This window comes from Nocardia yamanashiensis NBRC 100130, from assembly GCF_001613325.1.
Classification (GTDB): domain Bacteria; phylum Actinomycetota; class Actinomycetes; order Mycobacteriales; family Mycobacteriaceae; genus Nocardia; species Nocardia yamanashiensis.
In genome coordinates, this window is the sequence record NZ_BDCD01000022.1 from 117603 (window position 1) to 135033 (window position 17431).

The window sequence follows — 17431 nt, forward strand, 5'->3', positions numbered from 1 at the left end:
TCATGGCTACATCCGAAGTGCGCGAGTCGACCGGCGAAGGCGACTTCACCCACCGGCAGATTCTGGTGATTCTCAGCGGGCTGCTGCTCGGCATCCTGCTGGCGGCGCTCGATCAGACCATCGTCTCCACGGCGATCCGCACCATCGCCGACGATCTCGACGGCTACGCGCTGCAGGCCTGGGCCACCACCGCCTATCTGATCACCGCCACGCTGGCCACGCCGCTGTACGGCAAACTCTCGGATATGTACGGGCGCAAGCCTTTCTATCTCGCCGCCATTTCCATCTTCCTGGCCGGTTCGCTGCTCTGCACTTTCGCGCAGAACATGTACGAACTGGCCATTTTCCGGGCGATTCAGGGTTTGGGCGCGGGCGGATTGATGTCGCTGGCGCTCACCATCGTCGGCGATATCGTGAGCCCGCGCGAAAGATCCCGGTACCAAGGCTATTTCCTGGCTGTATTCGGCACCTCGAGCGTGATCGGCCCGGTGCTGGGCGGGTTGTTCGCCGGGCAGGAGAGCATTCTCGGTATCGCGGGCTGGCGCTGGGTCTTCCTGGTCAATGTGCCGATCGGATTGTTCACCCTCGCGGTGGTGACGCGGGTATTGCAGCTGCCGGTGCGCGAGAAATCCCGTGACCGCGTGGATTATTGGGGTGCGCTGGTGCTCGTCATCGGACTCACCCCACTGCTGATAGTCGCGGAACAGGGCCGCGAATGGGGTTGGGGCAGTGGGAGATCGATTCTCTGTTACGTCATAGGCGGGCTCGGCGTGCTCGGATTCGTGGCGGTGGAAGCCGGTATGGGCGACGCCGCGCTGATTCCGCTGCGCATCTTCGCGAATCGCACCTTCGCGCTCGGCGTGATCATCTCGTTCGTGGTGGGCGCGGGCATGTTCGGCGGAATCCTGCTGCTACCACAGTATTTGCAGGTGGTGCGCGGTGCGAGCCCGATGCTCGGCGGTTTGCAGATGCTGCCCATGGTGCTCGGCATGATGCTCGGATCGGTGCTGTCCGGGCAATTGATCTCGCGGACCGGGCGCTACCGTCCGTACACCATCCTGGGCGCGGCCATGATCACGCTCGGCCTGTTCCTGCTGCATTACCTGCGCACCGATACGCCGTTCTGGCAGGTGGTGCTGTACATGCTGTGCGTCGGATTCGGGCTGGGGAATCTCATGCAGCCGCTCATCGTGGCTTTGCAGAATGCGTTGCCGCCCAAGGATATGGGTGTCTCCACCGCCGCGGCGACTTTCTTCCGGCAGATCGGCGGCACGCTCGGCGCCGCGGTGTTCCTGTCCATTCTCTTCACCCGGCTGGTGCCCAATATTCAGTCGAAACTCGTTGTGACCGTGCCGAATTCGAGCGCGCCCACCGAAAAGGTGCTGAGCGACAGTTCCATCATCAAGCATTTGCCGCCGCAGATCGCTCGGGCCTTCCAGGACGGTTTCGCGGAATCGCTGTCGACGGTGTTTCTCACCACCTCCGCGGTCACCCTGGTGGCGCTGGTCCTGGTCCTGTTCTGGAAGGAAGTCCCCTTGCGCACCACCGCCGGTCTCGGTTCGGGCGAATGACCGCGCGCGGGTGAATTCACCGGCAGGGTGGGCGGATGCACACCCTCGGGTGGGCTGTCCGGCGAGTTCCGCTCTCCTACCGTCGAACTCGTCGATCGAGCGGCGTCGGGCGGGCCCGCTCCCAGCCGAGGAGAACGAGACACCATGCGTATCAAGACCATTGCGGCGGCCGGACTGCTCGCCGTCGGCGTAGTCGCGGGCGGGACCGCGATCGCCCACGCCGACGTGTACGAGGGCACCTACTACAGCCGCGGCGGGTGCGAGGCCGCCGGTCAGAACTATGTGGACAGCCCGGCCACCGCCTACACCCGCTGGACCTGCCAGCGCGACGACCAGGGCAACTGGGACCTCTGGCTCGGCTGAGACAGCGGAAAGGGGCGTGGGTTCGCGAACGAACCCACGCCCCTTTCGACGCGACTCACGGCCCTTGTCAGTGGCCGCCCTGCTCCTTCAGCCGGGCGTAGGCCTCGGTCACCAGGGTCTCCGCCTTGGCGCGGTTCTCCCAGCCCTCGACCTTGACCCACTTGCCGGGCTCCAGGTCCTTGTAGCGCTCGAAGAAGTGCGCGATCTCCTTGCGCTGGAACTCCGGAATGTCCTCGACATCCTGGATGTGATCCCAGCGCTTGTCCTTGTTCGGGACCGCGACCAGCTTCTCGTCGGTGCCGGCCTCATCGCTCATGATGAGCACGCCGACCGGACGGGCCTCGACCAGCACACCCGGGAACACGGGCTCGGGCAGCAGCACCATGCAGTCCAGCGGATCGCCGTCGCCGCCCAGGGTGTTCTCGATGTAGCCGTAGTCGGCCGGGTACATCATCGGCGTGTACAGGTAGCGGTCCAGCCGCACGCGTCCGGTTTCGTGATCGACCTCGTACTTGTTGCGCTGACCCCGGGGGATCTCGATGGTGACGTCGAACTCCACGTCATCTCCTTCTTCATGGGCGGTATGGCTGCCGACTCGCCAGCTCGTTCGGGGGAACGACTGCGCAACGAGGATAGTGTGGAGCGCGGGCGTGTGGGTTCGGCAGGGACGCCCGGGGCATTCCCCACCACAGGTATCAGGGAGACAGCGGGCAGGTGTCGGTCAAGAACAAGCAGAACATCGGTGGTCTGGAGGCCAAGCGCCGCAAGCGAACCTGGATCGTGGTGACATCCGCCCTGGTCGTCGTGGTGGTGGCGATCGCGGCGGTGGTGCTGACGGTGAAACCGTGGACGGAGGAGTTCCGGCACGGGGGTTTGACGATCGCCGCGCCGCCCTCCCCGGTGAAAGCCCTGCCGCAGGTCGCGCCCGCGCCGGTGACCGCGCCCAGTGCGAGCGGGCTGGCGGCCGCGCTCGCGCCCGTGGTGGGCAATCCGGACCTGGGGATCTTCGCCGCTTCGGTGTCCGACGGTGACAGCGGGCAGGTGCTCTGGACGCAGGACGCGGACAAGCCGATGATCCCGTCCTCTACCGCCAAGATCATTACGGTGGCGGCGGCGCTGCTGGCGCTGCCGGGTGACCATCGCCTCACCACCACCGTGGTGTCCGGTGCGACGCCGGGCGAGATCGTGCTGGTGGGCGGCGGCGACCCGACCATCACCGCGCAGCCGGACGGCAAGGGCTACTACCCCGGCTCGGCCAAGCTGTCGGATCTGGTGGCGCAGGTGAAAGCCGCTGGGCAGCGGGTGGATTCGATCGTGGTCGACAATTCCGCCTATACCGGGCCGACCATGGCGCCGGGCTGGGAGGCGCCCGATATCGCGGGCGGGTCCATCGCGCCGATGGAATCGGTCATGATCGACGGCGGGCGGCTGGATCCGCTGGTCGAGTACTCGCCGCGCACCGACGCGCCCGCTCTGGACGCCGGGCGCAAGCTGGCCGTCGAGCTGGGCGTGGATCCGGCCCGGGTGAAACTGGGCACGCAACCCGCCGGGGCCAAGCAGCTCGCATCGGTGGAATCCGCGCCGCTGCGGGACCGGCTGCGCGATCTGATGATTCACTCCGACAATGTGCTGGCCGAGGCGGTGGGCCGGGAATTGGCCGTCGCCACCGGGCAGGAACCGTCCTTCACCGGCGCGGTCACCGCCATGAGCACGGTGCTGCGTGCCGCCGGCTTCGATCTGACCGGCATGACCATGCTCGACAACAGCGGGCTGTCCACCGACGATCGCATTCCGGCGCGCCTGCTCAACCGGGTGCTGACCGTGGCCGCGCTGCCCGACACCGCTGGCGGCCAAGGCAATTCGAGCGGCGTCACCACCTCCGCCGGCTCCGCCGACGATCCGCTCGCCGCCATGCTCGACTATCTGCCCGTCGCGGGCGGCACCGGCTCGCTGGCCAGCCGTTATGTACTGCGCGACCGGGCCGGCGCGGGCTGGGTGCGGGCCAAGACCGGAACTCTTTCCGTGGCAAGCACGTTGGTCGGGTATGTGCTGGATCGCGATGGGCGGGTACTCACCTTCGCGTTGATGTCCAACGAACGGCCGCCCGAGGCGAGCCGTCCGGCACTGGACGCCGTCGCCACCGCACTGCGCAATTGTGGCTGCTCCTGACGGGTGGATGAACATGACCGGACCCGAACCGAATTCGGCCCCCGCCGAGCAGCCGGGACCCGGTGAACCGCCCCGTGGCGGGCACGATGGAGGGAGTGGGCGACCGAGAGCGGACGGCGTCGGTGATGCGCCGGATTCGCGAGGATCGGGCGGGCTGCCGGGCGATATCGCGCCCGGGACCGCCGAGAACGCGCGCGGGAGCCAGGACTCCGGTGCGAGGGAGCAGGTTCTGGTGACGCAAACCGATGACGTCCGCAAGGTGCGGACCGCCCTGACCGGGTCGGTCGACTGGGCGCTGGCCGCGCGGACCGGGTCCGCCCTGGTGCCCGCCGGGCCGCGCACCACCCGATTCGCCGCGGAACAGGCGGTGACCGAGCTGGCCGCCGCCTCGGTGCGGGCCGAGGGCCCGGTGCGCGAGGTCAGCCGGCTGGTCGACGACGCGCCGGTGCCCGCCGCGCTCATCGTGGACCGGCCGGGCTGGATCCGGGCCGCGGCCGATTCCATGTCCGAGCTCACCGGCTCCGGTATCGAGGACGGCGCGGCCAAGGGCATGCTGGCCGGGAAACCGGCGGGCGTGCAGGCCGGTGCCATGCTGGCGTTCCTGTCCACCGCCATCCTCGGCCAGTACGACCCGTTCACCGGCGCGGACGGCACGCTGCTGCTGGTCGCGCCGAACATCATGTCCGTGGAGCGCGCACTGGGCGTGCCGCCCAGCGACTTCCGGCTGTGGGTGTGCCTGCACGAGGTCACCCATCGCGTGCAGTTCTCCTCCGCGCCCTGGCTGGCCGGGTACATGCAGCGGAACGTGGAGATCCTCGGCGAAGCCGGTGAGGAGCCGCTCGCCGATATGCTCGCCCGCCTGGCCGAAGCCGTGCGCGACCGACGCCGTGGCGCCGAGGATCCGGCCGCGAGCGGCGTGGTCGGCCTGCTGCGCGCCACCCAGGCCGAACCGCAGCGTGACGCCCTGGACCGCCTGCTCATGCTCGGCACCCTGTTGGAAGGCCACGCCGATCACGTCATGGACGCCGTGGGCCCGGCCGTGGTCCCCTCGGTCGCCCGCATCCGCGCCGCCTTCGACCAACGCCGCAAACGGCCTGCCAACCCCCTGCAACGACTACTCCGCGCGCTGCTCGGCATGGATGCCAAAGTGGCGCAATACGTTCGCGGCAAGGCCTTCGTCGACGAAGTAGTGGATACCGTCGGCATGGAACGCTTCAACACCATCTGGACCGACGCCGAAACCCTGCCGCGCCCCGACGAGATCGGCGAACCGCAACTGTGGGTGAGGCGCGTTCTCGGCTGACCCTGGGTGTGGCGCCGGCTCGGAGGTGAGATCCCGGCCAAAGGTGTGCCGGTAGGACCAGAGCGCGACGCGTGCCGGTATGACGCGCGCGGGACGCGTGCCGGAATGACGAGAGCGCGACACGTGCCGGAATGACGAGAGCGCGACGCATGCCGGGATGACGAGAGCGCGACGCATGCTGCGAAGACGGTGTCGGCTGCCGGAGCGGCAGCGGGCAGAGCAGCGCATGCGACGATCGGGGGCGTGAACGATCGTCCCCGGTTGCCCGAGACGCGGGCCGTGCTCGCGGTGCGGCATGCGGTGCGTGACTGGCTGGGCCGGTATGCACCGGAAGGGGCAGTGGCCGTTGCCTTGTCGGGTGGCGCGGATTCCTTGGCGCTCACGGCCGCAGCCGTAGCCGAAGCCGACGTGGTGGATGCCCTGATCGTCGATCACGGGTTGCAGGGAGGGTCCGAGTCGGTCGCGGCCGCCGCGGCCGCCGCGGCGCTGCGATTGGGCTGCCAGTCGGCACGGGTGCTGACGGTCGAGGTGAGCGGCGGTGGCGGCCTCGAAGCCGCGGCGCGGCGCGCGCGGTACGGCGCATTGCGCACGGCTCGTATCGAACTTGCGGGCAGCGCTGACGCGCGCGCTGCCGATCTGATCGGCGATGCCCCGTACACGGCGCCGCGAGCGGCCGGAGCGCTCGCGGTCCCGCCGGATGGCGAGCGGATCGAGGCGGCGGGTCTTCCTGCGGACCGCCTGCCGGTGCTGCTCGGGCACACCCTCGACGACCAGGCCGAGACGGTCTTGCTGGGTTTGGCGCGCGGGTCCGGCGCGCGGTCGATCCAGGGCATGGCCGAGTTCGATGCGCCGTGGGGCAGACCGCTGCTCGGGGTGCGGCGGGAGACCACGCGGCAGGTGTGCGCGGATCTCGGGCTGGAGCCGTGGGAGGACCCGCACAACAGTTCGCCCGAGTTCACCCGGGTGCGATTGCGTACCGAGGTGCTGCCCTTGCTCGAGGAAGTGCTCGGGGGCGGGGTGGCGGGGGCGCTGGCGCGGACGGCGGCGCAATTGCGGGAGGACGGCGGCGTGCTGGACGCGCTCGCCGAGAAGTTGCTGGCAGAGGCGCGTGATGGCGAGACGCTGGTGATCGAGACGCTCGCCACTGCGGCTCCCGCCCTGCGCCGCCGTGTCCTGCGCGCGTGGTTGCTTTCAGGTGGCGCAAAATCATTGACGGACACCAACTTACGAATGGTCGAAGCGCTGGTCACGGACTGGCGCGGGCAGGGCGGGGTGGCCGTGGGCGGCTCGGTGAGCGGGACCAGGTTGGTTGCCGGGCGTGAACATGGCAGGCTCATACTGGGCTTGCACCACATCGGACCCGATCTGGGTCGACATCATCACTGAAGGGAAACCAGCGCACGTGTACGGGGATGACATCGCGTCGGTGCTGATCAGCGAAGACCAGATCGCGGCCAAGGTCGACGAGCTCGCGGAACTGGTTGCCAAGCGTTATCCGGCCGGTGCGCCCGAGGGCGATCTGCTGCTGGTGGGCGTGCTCAAGGGCGCCATCTTCTTCATGACCGATCTGGCGAAGAAGCTGACCGTGCCGACCCAGATGGAGTTCATGGCGGTCTCGTCGTACGGCTCCTCGACCTCCTCGTCGGGCGTCGTGCGGATCATGAAGGACCTCGACAAGGACATCGCGGGCCGCAATGTGCTGATCGTCGAGGACATCATCGACTCCGGCCTGACGCTGTCGTGGCTGCTGCGCAACCTCTCCAGCCGCAATCCGGCCTCGCTGGAGGTCGTCACCCTGCTGCGCAAGCCCGATGCACTGCGCACCCAGGTGGACGTGATGGCGGTCGGTTTCGACATCCCGAACGAGTTCGTGGTCGGCTACGGCCTGGACTACGCCGAGCGCTACCGCGACCTGCCGTACATCGGCACGCTGGACCCGAAGGTCTACGGGGGGAAGTAACTCGCACGACTCTCAGGGGCTTCGCCCCCGAACCCCCTCGGGGGATCGCCGGGAGTCGTCGCCGGAGGTCTCCTGTGGGACGCCCGAACCCAAGCCGTCCGCCGTCTCGGTGGGCGGCTTTCGGTCTTATGTGACTAATTTCACTTCTGGTACGCCCGGACGGTGAGGCGGGTTGCCGGACGCCGTTGCTGAAAGTCCGCGCGAGCGGTCCCCAGGTGAGCGCGCGGATAAACCGTGGCGTATGTTACTGCTGGTCACATGTTCACATGATGGGCGTGGGGATCCGTCGCAGTGAATGGCCAGGAATTCGCCGTCCCGGTTACCGGAATGTTTCGAGTCAGCCCTATGCTGTCTGTAACAAACCTGACGGCTGTTTTCTGACTCGATTTCAAACTTTCGGGTCGGATTCGGCTGGAAATTCAAGACCGATTCTGATAGCAAGGGGCTATGGACCCGCATTTGCGCGACCTGCGGTATTTCGTCGCCGTCGCTGAGGAACTGCACTTCACCAACGCCGCCCAGCGGCTGCACATCGCTCAACCCACCCTCTCACGGCAGATTCGTCAGCTGGAGCGTCAGCTCGACGTGGTCCTGTTCGACCGCAATCAGCGCAGCGTGGCCCTGACCGTCGCGGGCAAGGAACTGCTCGAGGGGGCGCGGAAGATCCTGGAGCTCTGGGAAGTCACCAATGTCGCCCTGCAGGAGGCCGGTGAGGTGCTGCGCGTCGGCATCCAGTCCTCCATCGGGCGCGGGCTGATCACCGATCTGGAGAGCGCCAGCGGTCACCGCCTGGCCCTGCACTCCGCCTCCTGGACCGACCCGTCCTCCGGCCTGGCCGGGCGACAGGCCGACCTGGCGCTGATGTGGCTGCCCGTACCCGACACCAGCCGTTACCGCTGGCAGGTGCTGCGCACCGAGCCGCGCTGGGTGCTGCTGCCGGAGAACCACGCGCTGGCCGGCCAGGAGACCATCGATTTCGCGGATCTGGCCGATGAGCCCTTCATCGCCATGCCCGCCGAAGCCGGTGCGGCCCGCGACTTCTGGCTGGGCGCCGACGCCCGCGCCGGACGCCAGATCAAGATCGGCGCCGAGGCCGCCACCGCCGAGGAGCGGCTCGAGGCCGTCTCGCTGGGCCTGGGCGTCTGCCTGCTGGCCGAGAACAATGTCCCGATGTACCGCTGGCCCGGCCTGACCGCCCGCCCGCTCACCGGCCTCGCCCCGTGCGAGCTCGCGGTGGCCTGGCGCGCCGACGACGACCGCCCGACCATCCTGGAGTTCGCGGCCCGCGTGCTCGAAGGCGGCTTCGCCGAGACCAAGGAAGCGGTGGTTGCCGCGCAGTAGCGCGTCCCCGATAAACGCCCGTGCCGGGCGGCGGCAGGAGTCGGAGGTTGCCGCCGTCCCCGGGTGAGATTCGCGCCGAACGGGTTCGGATTCGACAGAGCCGCCCGCGAGCATCAGCTCGCGGGCGGCTCCGTTCGTTCCGGGGCTAGGCGGCGGTTCGCGGCCAGGGGTGGGCGGCCTCGAGCTGAGCGGCCAGGCCCAGCAGGGTGGACTCGCTGCCGGGCGGACCGGCGAGCTGCGCGGCCACCGGAGTGCCGGTGCGCGGATGGAATCCCATCGGAACGGTGATGGCCGGCCAGCCGACCAGATTCCACAGCGGCGTGAACGGGGAGAAGCGCACGTTCGCAACGACATTCGTGAACCACGGCCGGGCATGCCAGCGGCCCGCCCGGGGCGGCGGCGTGGCGAGCGTCGGCGTGATGACCACGTCGTAGCGTTCGAAGTAGTCCTGCAGTCGCGCCTCCACCCGATCCACCTGCGACGGCCGCAGCAGCCCCGACTTCAGCGCCAGCCGGCCCAGCCGCGCGTGCGTGCGCGTACGGCGTTGCAGGCGTTCGGGATACGCGACCGCGTCGGCCTCCGCGGCCGCACCCGCCAGCCAGCGCAGCGTCGCCGCGAAAGCCGCACCCTGATAAGGAAGTTCGGCCACGCCGATGGTGTGCCCGTCGGCCGAGGCGATGGCGGCGGCCTTGTCGGCGGCGGCCGTCCACGCGCGATCCACCCGGATCAGCGGCAGCGGGGCCGCGGTGGCCAGCCCGATCCGCAAGGTCGGCGGCGTCCCCGGATCCGTGAGATCCGGCCGATCGGCCAGCACCGACAGCACCAGCGCGGCATCCGCGACAGTCGTTGCCAGCACGCCGTTTTCGGTCATCCCGTGCCAGGAGTCCACCCCGACCTCGGCGGGCACCAGCCCGCGCCCGGGTTTGATGCCGACCAGCCCGCAGCAGGCCGCCGGAATCCGGATCGATCCCAGCCCGTCATTGCCGTGCGCGACCGGCACCATGCCCGCCGCCACCGCCGCGCCCGCGCCGCCCGACGAGCCGCCCGCGCTGAACCGTTGATTCCACGGCCCCCGGGTGATCCGATCCGGTCCGTCGGTGACGCCCCACAGTCCGAACTCGGGCATGGTCGTCAAGCCCACGACCACCGCCCCCGCCGCCCGCAAGCGCCGCACCACCGTGTGATCGCCCGCGGCCCGCCGATCCGCGACCGCCAGCGATCCGCCCCGCGTCACCTCCCCGGCCACATCCACATTGTTCTTCACCGCGATCGGCACCCCGGCCAGCGGCAGCACATCCAGATCCGGCCGTTCGGCCACCGCCCGCGCCTCGGCCCGCGCCGCGTCGACCCGAACCACGCTGAACGCGTTCAGCTTCCGATCCCGCCCCCGGATCCGCTCCAGCGTCGCGGCCACCACTTCCTCGGGCGTGACCACCCCGTTCTGCACCGCTGCCGCGATCTCCACCGCCGTGTCCGCGCGCTCCGGTCCTGGATCGCCGACCGCCGAGTCACCCTGCCCAGAATCGGCGACCGCCGCATCGCTCCGTGCTGGATCGCTGATCGTCGCGTCGCCGGGTGCCCGATCGCTGATCGCCGCGTCGCCTCGTGCTGGATCGCTGATCGCCGCCTCGCCCCGTGCTGGATCGCTTACCGCCGCCCCGCCCCGCTTCGAATCGGTGCTCGCCGCCTTGCCTGCATCCGGCAGTCCGGCCGTCGTGTCAGCGGTAGCGCCGGAGCCGTTCTCACCGATATCAGAAGATGTCCGTCCGGGAGTTCCGGGACCGCCCCCCGCCGCGATTCCGCCTGCCAGCGTGGTGCCCTCGTCGTACATGCTGGTGTTCCCCCGTCGCTTCGTGTTCGAAATCGGGTGATCCGCTGTTGAGCCGCAAGTTATCATCCAGGCTATTGCTCGGGGATGATGGTGTCGGGTGTGGCGGAATTTCTCTGTCGCATCCGCGGATCGAAAGTGCGGATTCGAAACGGTTTCCGCGCCGAGCCAGCGGGGTGCGGACATGACATCTGGTTCCGAGCACCGTTCCGGCCGCTACCCGGCCGGGACGGAGTTCACGGTGGTCGCCGAGTTCGCCGCCGCCTGGGATACGGGCGCGGCCCCGCCCCGGATCGCCGACTTCCTGCCCGATGCGCGCACCTTGCGGCGCAGCGCGCTGCTGGAGTTGATCCGCGTCGATATGCGGCATCGCTGGCTGCGGCCCGCCGGGGAGCGGCCGCGGGTGCCGAAACGGCTCAGCGACTACTGCGCGGAGTTTCCCGAACTCGCGTCCCGGGACCTGCCGGCCGGGCTGGTGTACGAGGAGTTCGTGATTCGCCGGCACAGCGGCGAACGCGTCGATCCACGCGACTACCTGCTGGAATACCCGTATCAGGCGACCGAGTTGCGGGAGCTGCTGAACGCGGACGACGAGGATCAGAGCACCCGCCGGGCCGCGCTCGACGAATCGACGCGGGGCGGCACCACGCTCCACGAAGCGCCCGGCGACACTACCTTCGCGGCGCCCGGTTCGTTCGGGCTCGACACCTCGGTCCGCTCGGTACCGGGGGAGGAGAGCACCCGGGTGCCGACCTCCGGTGAACTCACCCGCCTGGACGTCTCCGAGCTCACCGGGGTGCACGAGGGATCGACGCGGGCCACCGGCGGCATGTCCATTCCGGGCAGTGACGACCTGCTCGACCGCATCGAAATCGGCCAGCGGATCGACGATTTCGACCTGCTGACCGGTTTGGGCAGCGGCGCTTTCGCCCGGGTGTTCCTGGCCCGGCAGCGCTCACTGCAGCGTCTGGTCGCGGTGAAGATCTCCGCCGATCACGGCACCGAGCCCCAGACCCTGGCCCAGCTCGACCACGACTACATCGTGCGGGTCTTCGATCAGCGCCTGATGTCCGGGATGCGCACCTCGACCGGTCGCCGGCTGCGGCTGCTGTACATGCAGTTCCTGCCCGGCGGGACGCTGCTCGGGGTGCTGCGCTGGGTGCGCGCCACCCCGCCCGCCGAGCGCACCGGGCAATTGCTGCTCGACGCCGTGGACGCCGCCATGGAGGAGAAGGGCGAGATCCGGCCCACCGATTCCAGTGTGCGGGCCGAGATCGCGGGGCTGAGCTGGCCGGAAACCGTTGCGTGGCTGGGGCGGCGGCTGGCCGAGGCGCTCGAATACGCCGACGGGCACGGGGTGCTGCATCGCGATGTGAAGCCCGCCAATGTGCTGCTCACCGCCGAAGCCGTGCCCAAACTCGCCGACTTCAACATCAGCTTCAGCCGCAATCTGGAGGACGCCAGCCCGGTCGCCTACTTCGGCGGGTCGCTGTCCTACATGTCGCCGGAGCAGCTGGAAGCCTGTCATCCGGGACGCGCGGCCACGGCGGGCGATCTGGACACTCGCGCCGACATCTTCTCGCTCGGCGTGGTGCTGTGGGAATTGCTCACCGGCGCAAAGCCGTTCGACGACAGCACGGCCGGGCCGGGCGAACACGGCGACCGCACCACGCTGGAGGCGATGCTGGACCGGCGGCGCGGCGGCGTCGAAACCGCGGCGCTGGAACGCCTTCCCGCCGACTGCCCGGCCGCGCTGCGCCGGGTGCTGCTCACCTGCCTGGCCCCGGATCGGGAGCAGCGCTGGAGCAGCGGCGGGGTGCTCGCCCAGCAGCTCGAGATGTGCCTGGACGAACGCGCCCGCGATCTGGTCGATCCGCCGCCCGGCAGTTGGCGGAAACGCCTGCGGCCCTACCTGCTTCCGATCGTCACGCTGGCGGTCGCGATCCCCAACGGGCTCGCCTCGCTGTACAACATCGCGCACAATGACAGCCTGATCATCAGCCGGTTGTCGGAAGCGGCCATGCGGACCTTCACCCTCACCACCGCGCTGGTCAATCTCGTGTTCTTCCCGCTGGGCGCGCTGACCATCGCGTACCTGTGCCGGTCGGTGATCGTGGTGCCGCGCGGGCTGCGCAAGGGCAAGGCGTACGACCCGGATACCTTGCGCCGCACCCGCGCCGACGTGCTGCTGACGGGGGAACGCATTTCGTTCGTGGTGTTCTCGCTATGGGTGATCGCGGGGATCACCTTCCCGATCGCCTTGCGCCTGGCCACCGGGGAGCTGCCGATGCGCGGGGTGGTGCACTTCCTGGTGTCGCTGGTGGTGTGCGGCGCCATCGCGGTCGCGTATCCGTTCTTCCTGGTCACCTTCTATCTGGTGCGGTGCATCTATCCGATGTTCCTGCGGCACGGCGATATCAGCGCCGACGACGCGGCGTGGCTGCGGCGGCTCGGGCGGCGCTGTACCACCTATCTGGCGGTCGCCGCCTCGGTGCCGTTGCTGGCGGTGGCGGGCGTGACCTTCCTGCCGCCCGAGGACATTCCGCGGGTGATCGTGGCGGTGCGGGTGCTCAGTGTGGGCGGGATCGCCGCCTTCGTGGCCGTGTACGTCATGTTCCGGGCACTGGAGGCGGATCTGCGGGCGCTGGAGCGGGTGGTGGAACCGGGACGGTCGGTACATGACGGTGGGGCCGCGACGGGTCACCGGACGTGAACGAGTATCCGGCACAGGCGGTTTGCCGGTTCACCGCCGAATGGGAATCCACGCTGCGCGGAGAACGTGACGAGCCGCCCGGGCTGCGGCGCTTCCTGCCCGACGGGCAGCTGGCGCGCTTGGCCGTGCTCACCGAACTGGTGCGGATCGACGTGCGGCAGCGCCGCCGCCGTGCCGGTATGGAGAAGCGGATCATCGACTACCGCAGCGAATTCCCGGAGGTCACCGGCAGCCCCGAATACGCGGACCTGGTGTTCGACGAGTACCTCGCGCGCAATCGGCGCCGTCCCCTCGACATCGACACCTTCGTCGTCGAATACCCGGAGGTGGCGGGCGAGATCCGGGCCCGCTCGGCCGGCCTGCCCGAGCCGCCGGTCCGCCCGGCTCTGCCCGCGGACATCGGAACCGGCCGCCGCCTCGACGATTTCGATCTGCTCACCGAACTCGGCGGCACCGACCACAGCCGCATGTTCCTGGCTCGCCAGCGTTCCATGCAACGCCTGGTCGCGGTCCGGGTGGAGGCCGGCGCCGACACCGACACCCCCACGGTCGCGCAGCTCGAGCATCAGCACATCGTCCGCGTCTACGATCAGCGCCTGATCGCCGACGGCAGCAGCGGCAAACCTCTGCGCCTGCTCTACATGCAGTACCACCCGGGCGGCACGGTGGCCGGTGTTCTCGCCCAGCTCCGTGGCGCTCGTGTCGCCGAATCAGTCACGGCGGAAACGGGTTCCGGACTCGCCGGGCATCCCGGTCAGGTCGTCGGCCGGGCCGAGCGCACGGTGCTCGCCGCCCGCGTGGGGCGCAATCACAACGGGCCCCGGCTGACCGGATCGGTGCTGCTCGCCGCGGTCGACGCGGCCATGGAGGCCCGCGGCGAGATCCGCTCCGCCGCCTCTTCCCGGATCCGTGCCGAGATCGCGGAACTGACCTGGCCGGAAACCGTTGCGTGGGTGGGCCGTCGGCTCGCCGAAGCCCTGGAGTACGCCCAGCGCCACGGCGTGCTGCACCACGACATCCGCCCGGGAAACGTCATCTTCACGGCCGAAGGGGTCCCGAAGCTGGCCGACTTCAGCGTCGGCCCGCTGTATCCCCCCGAAGACCTCGCCGAACTGGAACAACAGCGCTACCGCTCCCCGGAGGCCCTGGCCGCGCTCGACCCCCGCGCCGCCCTGGACGACGGCTACGGCGTAGTCGGCGTCGGCCCGGGCACGCCGGTCGTAGCCGCCCCCGACGCCCGCAGCGACATCTACTCCCTGGGGCTCCTGCTGTGGGAAATGCTCACCGGCGCAATGCCTTTCGACCCTCCTGCCGAAGTTGAGGCGACGCCCCCTGCCGAGCATGCGACAACTGGTCCGGTCGATCGACCGGATCGCGAGCACATGCCGACGACGGGGCCCGCTCGGCTGCCAGGCCGTGGAGATCCGTACGAGGACGGCATCGACGGTGCGGCGACGACCGGATCGGATCCGACCGCGGACGGAGCAGGCTCGCACGCGGCCGCGCCAGGTAATGGTTCGTCGCTGGGCGCGCGGGGGGACTCCGAGGTTCGGAGGTTGTTGCGGCAGCGGCGGATCGGGGTGTCGGCGGCGGCGATCGCGGCGCTGCCCGCCGATACGCCCGCGACCTTGCGGCGGGTGCTGACCACGTGTCTGGAGCCGGATCCGGATCGGCGGTGGCAGAACGGGGCCGAGCTGGCGGGGCAGCTGGATTTGTGTCTGGATGCGCGGGCGCGGGATCTGGTGGATCCGCCGCCGCGGAGTGTGTGGGCGCGGTTGCGGCGGTGGCCGGTGCCGATCGCGGCGCTGTGCGTGGGGCTGCCGAATCTGCTGGCCAGCGTGTACAACATCCGGCTGAATCAGAGTTTGATCGTGGACCGGTTGCCGGCGGCCGATCAGGAGCGATTCGGGACGGTCGCGCTGGTGAACAACGCGATCGCGTTCCCGCTGGCCGCCCTGGTGCTGTTGTGGCTGGCCCGGCGGCCGCTCGCCGTCACCTATAGGCTGGCCCGGGGGCACCGGTATACGCCCGCCGAACTGGCGCGGGCGCGCCGGGACACCTTGCTGATGGGGGAGCGGGCGGTGTGGGTGCCGTTCGCCATGTGGATCTTCGCGGGAGTGGCTTGGCCGCTGGGGCTTTCGCGGATGGGAGCGCAACTGTCGGCGCAGGCCTACGCGCACTTCTTCGCGGCCCAGGCGGTGTGCGCGGCCATCGCGCTGGCGTACCCGTTCTTCTTGATCGCGGTGTTCTCGGTGCGATCGCTGTATCCGCAACTGCTGGCCCGGGGCGCGGTGGGGCCCGAGGATCGACGGCAGCTGTGGGGGCTGGCGCGGCGCGCGAATTTCTATCTGGCGGTGGCGGCGTCGGTGCCGCTGCTCGGGGTGGCGAGTGCGACCTTCGTATCACGGGCCGACCTGGAATTGGTGATCGTGACGGTGCGCTGGCTCAGCGTCGGCGGCATTCTCGCCTTCGTGATCAGTTTCCTGCTCTTCCAGCGACTGGAAGCCGATCTGAATGCCCTGGTGCGGGCGATTCCGCGCCCCATCCGGCAGGCGTGACGGGACGCGGGGCGCGCCCACAGGGTTTTTCGCGGTGGTTCCGTAGGGTGGACGGGTGACCCGGGGCAGTGTCGAGACCTCCTTGGCGGAGTTGGCGGCGCGGATTCGCGCGCGCGCCGACGGGCGGGCCGGACGATTCGTGCTGGGGATCGCGGGACCGCCCGGGGCGGGGAAATCCACGCTGGCACGCGGGGTCCGGGACGAATTGAATATCGCGGCGGGCAGCGGGTTCGCGGAAGTCGCGCCGATGGACGGATTCCACTTCACCAATGCGCGATTGACGGCGGAGGGGAAGCTGGCGCGCAAAGGCGAGCCGGACACCTTCGATGTGGCGGGGTATGTGGCGTTGCTGCGGACGCTGCGGAACAGCTCGTTGGGGGAGCCGGTGGCCTGGCCGACCTATTCGCGGGAATTGCACGAACCCGTGCCGGGGGGAGTGGTTTTCGATCGGCAGCGGGTCGTGGTGACCGAGGGAAACTATCTGCTGCTGGATGATCGGGGGACGCCCGGATGGTCGGCGGTGCGGCGACTGCTGGACGAGTCCTGGTATCTGGATGTGCCACGGCCGATCATCGAAAGGCGTTTGGTGCGCAGGCATATTCGGGGCGGGCGGACGCCGGAATCGGCGAAGGACAAAGTGGCGCACAGTGATCTGGTCAATGCGCGCCTGGTGGAGTCGACGCGGTTCACGGCGGATCTGGTGTTGCGGAAGTACGGACGGGGTTATCGATTCGGGTGAATTGCCCGGTGCCGCATCCATTCCCGGGTGCCGGTGAAACGGCAGGATGCGGTGGCCACTTCGGCGGCGTGCGCGAGAGCGGTGGGGAAGGGTTCACCCGCGGCGTGGAAATGGCAGAACGCGCCGTGCAGGATATCGCCCGCGCCCAGGGTGTCGACGGCCACCGCGACCGGTACCGGGACCCGGCCGCGCTCGCCGTACAGCGAATATTCGATGGGTTGCGGACCGTCCGTGATCGCCACCAGGCCGGGCCCCGCCGAGTGCAGGAATTCGATCACCGCATCGGCCGAATGCCGTTGCAGCCCGGGCGGAACGAAGGCGGCCGAGCAGATGGCGATATCGATCAGCGGCAGCAGTTCGGCGTGCACGGGCCGCCAGCGCCCGGCATCCAGCACCACGGGTACACCCGCTGTCTGGGCGGCCTCGGCCAGCCGCAGCGCGGGTTCCGCGTAATGACCGTCGATCAGCACGACCGCCGCCCCGGCGAGCAGTTCGGCGGTCCCTGGATCGAACGGCGGATCGATGCGGGAACCGTCCAGTGACACGATGGTCCGGGTGGCCGCCTCGGTGGCGACGACGATCGACGACACCGGCGGCTGCGCCGAGCCGCCGGGCGTGAGGTCCGCGACCCGCACCCCGTGCTGCTCCAGATCGCCCCGGATCAATTCGGCCAGCGCGTGCCCGCCCAGCGCGGTGACCAGCGCCGGCTGCCGGTTCGACAGGAAGGCGTAGGTCACCGCGGCATTGGCGGCCGGACCGCCCGCGCCCAGAAACAGCTCGTCGGCCTGGGTCTTGCTGTCCTCCAGGGGATACCGGCCCACCGCGTAGGCCAGATCCAGCGTGGACAGGCCGACGAAGACCGCACCGGTATCCATGGCGGACGACG

The 17431-nt window shown here is 69.5% G+C and carries 13 protein-coding genes; 10 read left to right on the forward strand and 3 right to left on the reverse strand.

Annotated features, from left to right (window positions below; all coding sequences use genetic code 11):
• Positions 1-2 precede the first annotated feature (2 nt).
• Together NY1_RS26075 and NY1_RS26080 are read left to right on the forward strand one after the other, a co-directional pair.
• Positions 3-1571, forward strand: a complete 1569-nt coding sequence (locus NY1_RS26075; protein ID WP_067718672.1) for an MDR family MFS transporter — start codon at positions 3-5, stop codon at positions 1569-1571.
• A gap of 144 nt (positions 1572-1715) precedes the next feature.
• A complete protein-coding gene (locus tag NY1_RS26080) occupies positions 1716-1934 on the forward strand; it encodes a hypothetical protein (protein ID WP_067718674.1) in 219 nt (72 codons plus the stop codon).
• 67 nt (positions 1935-2001) lie between these two features.
• Here the strand turns inward: NY1_RS26080 and ppa are convergent, their stop codons facing one another.
• Positions 2002-2493: an inorganic diphosphatase gene (gene ppa, locus NY1_RS26085; protein ID WP_067718678.1), complete on the reverse strand. Its 492-nt coding sequence runs from the start codon at positions 2491-2493 to the stop codon at positions 2002-2004.
• A 155-nt stretch (positions 2494-2648) separates the two neighbouring features.
• Between ppa and dacB the strand changes: the two genes are divergently transcribed.
• The 5 genes from dacB (at position 2649) to NY1_RS26110 (ending at position 8707) form a co-directional block, all read left to right on the forward strand.
• Positions 2649-4103 carry a D-alanyl-D-alanine carboxypeptidase/D-alanyl-D-alanine endopeptidase gene (gene dacB, locus NY1_RS26090; RefSeq protein WP_067718682.1) on the forward strand — a complete coding sequence of 485 codons (1455 nt, stop codon included), beginning with the start codon at positions 2649-2651 and terminating at the stop codon, positions 4101-4103.
• Positions 4104-4335: 232 nt separating this feature from the next.
• On the forward strand, positions 4336-5406 hold the full coding sequence (locus NY1_RS26095; RefSeq protein WP_233434488.1) for a zinc-dependent metalloprotease: 1071 nt from the start codon (positions 4336-4338) through the stop codon (positions 5404-5406).
• A 243-nt stretch (positions 5407-5649) separates the two neighbouring features.
• A complete protein-coding gene (locus tag NY1_RS26100) occupies positions 5650-6792 on the forward strand; it encodes a tRNA lysidine(34) synthetase (RefSeq protein WP_439956039.1) in 1143 nt (380 codons plus the stop codon).
• A 16-nt stretch (positions 6793-6808) separates the two neighbouring features.
• Positions 6809-7366, forward strand: coding sequence for a hypoxanthine phosphoribosyltransferase (hpt, locus tag NY1_RS26105; protein ID WP_067718685.1), 558 nt, complete (start codon positions 6809-6811; stop codon positions 7364-7366).
• Between the two features lie 447 nt (positions 7367-7813).
• On the forward strand, positions 7814-8707 hold the full coding sequence (locus NY1_RS26110; protein WP_067718689.1) for a LysR family transcriptional regulator: 894 nt from the start codon (positions 7814-7816) through the stop codon (positions 8705-8707).
• A 145-nt stretch (positions 8708-8852) separates the two neighbouring features.
• Here NY1_RS26110 and NY1_RS26115 read toward each other — a convergent pair whose 3' ends face one another.
• Entirely contained in the window at positions 8853-10538 is a 1686-nt protein-coding gene (locus tag NY1_RS26115; RefSeq protein WP_084535348.1) for an amidase, read from the reverse strand.
• A gap of 181 nt (positions 10539-10719) precedes the next feature.
• Here NY1_RS26115 and NY1_RS26120 point away from each other — a divergent pair, with 181 nt between their 5' ends.
• From NY1_RS26120 to NY1_RS26130, 3 genes are read left to right on the forward strand one after another with little or no spacing between them, the layout of a single operon-like run.
• Positions 10720-13248, forward strand: a complete 2529-nt coding sequence (locus NY1_RS26120; RefSeq protein WP_084535349.1) for a serine/threonine-protein kinase — start codon at positions 10720-10722, stop codon at positions 13246-13248.
• On the forward strand, positions 13245-15806 hold the full coding sequence (locus NY1_RS26125; RefSeq protein ID WP_067718691.1) for a protein kinase domain-containing protein: 2562 nt from the start codon (positions 13245-13247) through the stop codon (positions 15804-15806). The genes NY1_RS26120 and NY1_RS26125 overlap by 4 nt, the downstream gene beginning before the upstream one ends.
• A gap of 55 nt (positions 15807-15861) precedes the next feature.
• Positions 15862-16545 (forward strand): nucleoside/nucleotide kinase family protein, encoded by a 684-nt coding sequence (locus NY1_RS26130; protein ID WP_067718694.1) that lies wholly within the window; start codon positions 15862-15864, stop codon positions 16543-16545.
• Here the strand turns inward: NY1_RS26130 and NY1_RS26135 are convergent.
• Positions 16530-17420, reverse strand: a complete 891-nt coding sequence (locus NY1_RS26135; RefSeq protein WP_067718697.1) for a PfkB family carbohydrate kinase — start codon at positions 17418-17420, stop codon at positions 16530-16532. The genes NY1_RS26130 and NY1_RS26135 overlap by 16 nt on opposite strands.
• Between the last annotated feature and the right edge of the window lie 11 nt (positions 17421-17431).

Excerpts from the sequence above, each read along its gene's own strand:
- NY1_RS26075 (WP_067718672.1), top strand. The coding sequence starts at position 3 with ATGGCTACATCCGAAGTGCGCGAGTCGACCGGCGAAGGCGACTTCACC.
- NY1_RS26080 (WP_067718674.1), top strand. The coding sequence starts at position 1,716 with ATGCGTATCAAGACCATTGCGGCGGCCGGACTGCTCGCCGTCGGCGTA.
- NY1_RS26110 (WP_067718689.1), top strand. The coding sequence starts at position 7,814 with ATGGACCCGCATTTGCGCGACCTGCGGTATTTCGTCGCCGTCGCTGAG.
- NY1_RS26115 (WP_084535348.1), bottom strand. The coding sequence starts at position 10,538 with ATGTACGACGAGGGCACCACGCTGGCAGGCGGAATCGCGGCGGGGGGC.
- NY1_RS26120 (WP_084535349.1), top strand. The coding sequence starts at position 10,720 with ATGACATCTGGTTCCGAGCACCGTTCCGGCCGCTACCCGGCCGGGACG.
- NY1_RS26135 (WP_067718697.1), bottom strand. The coding sequence starts at position 17,420 with ATGGATACCGGTGCGGTCTTCGTCGGCCTGTCCACGCTGGATCTGGCC.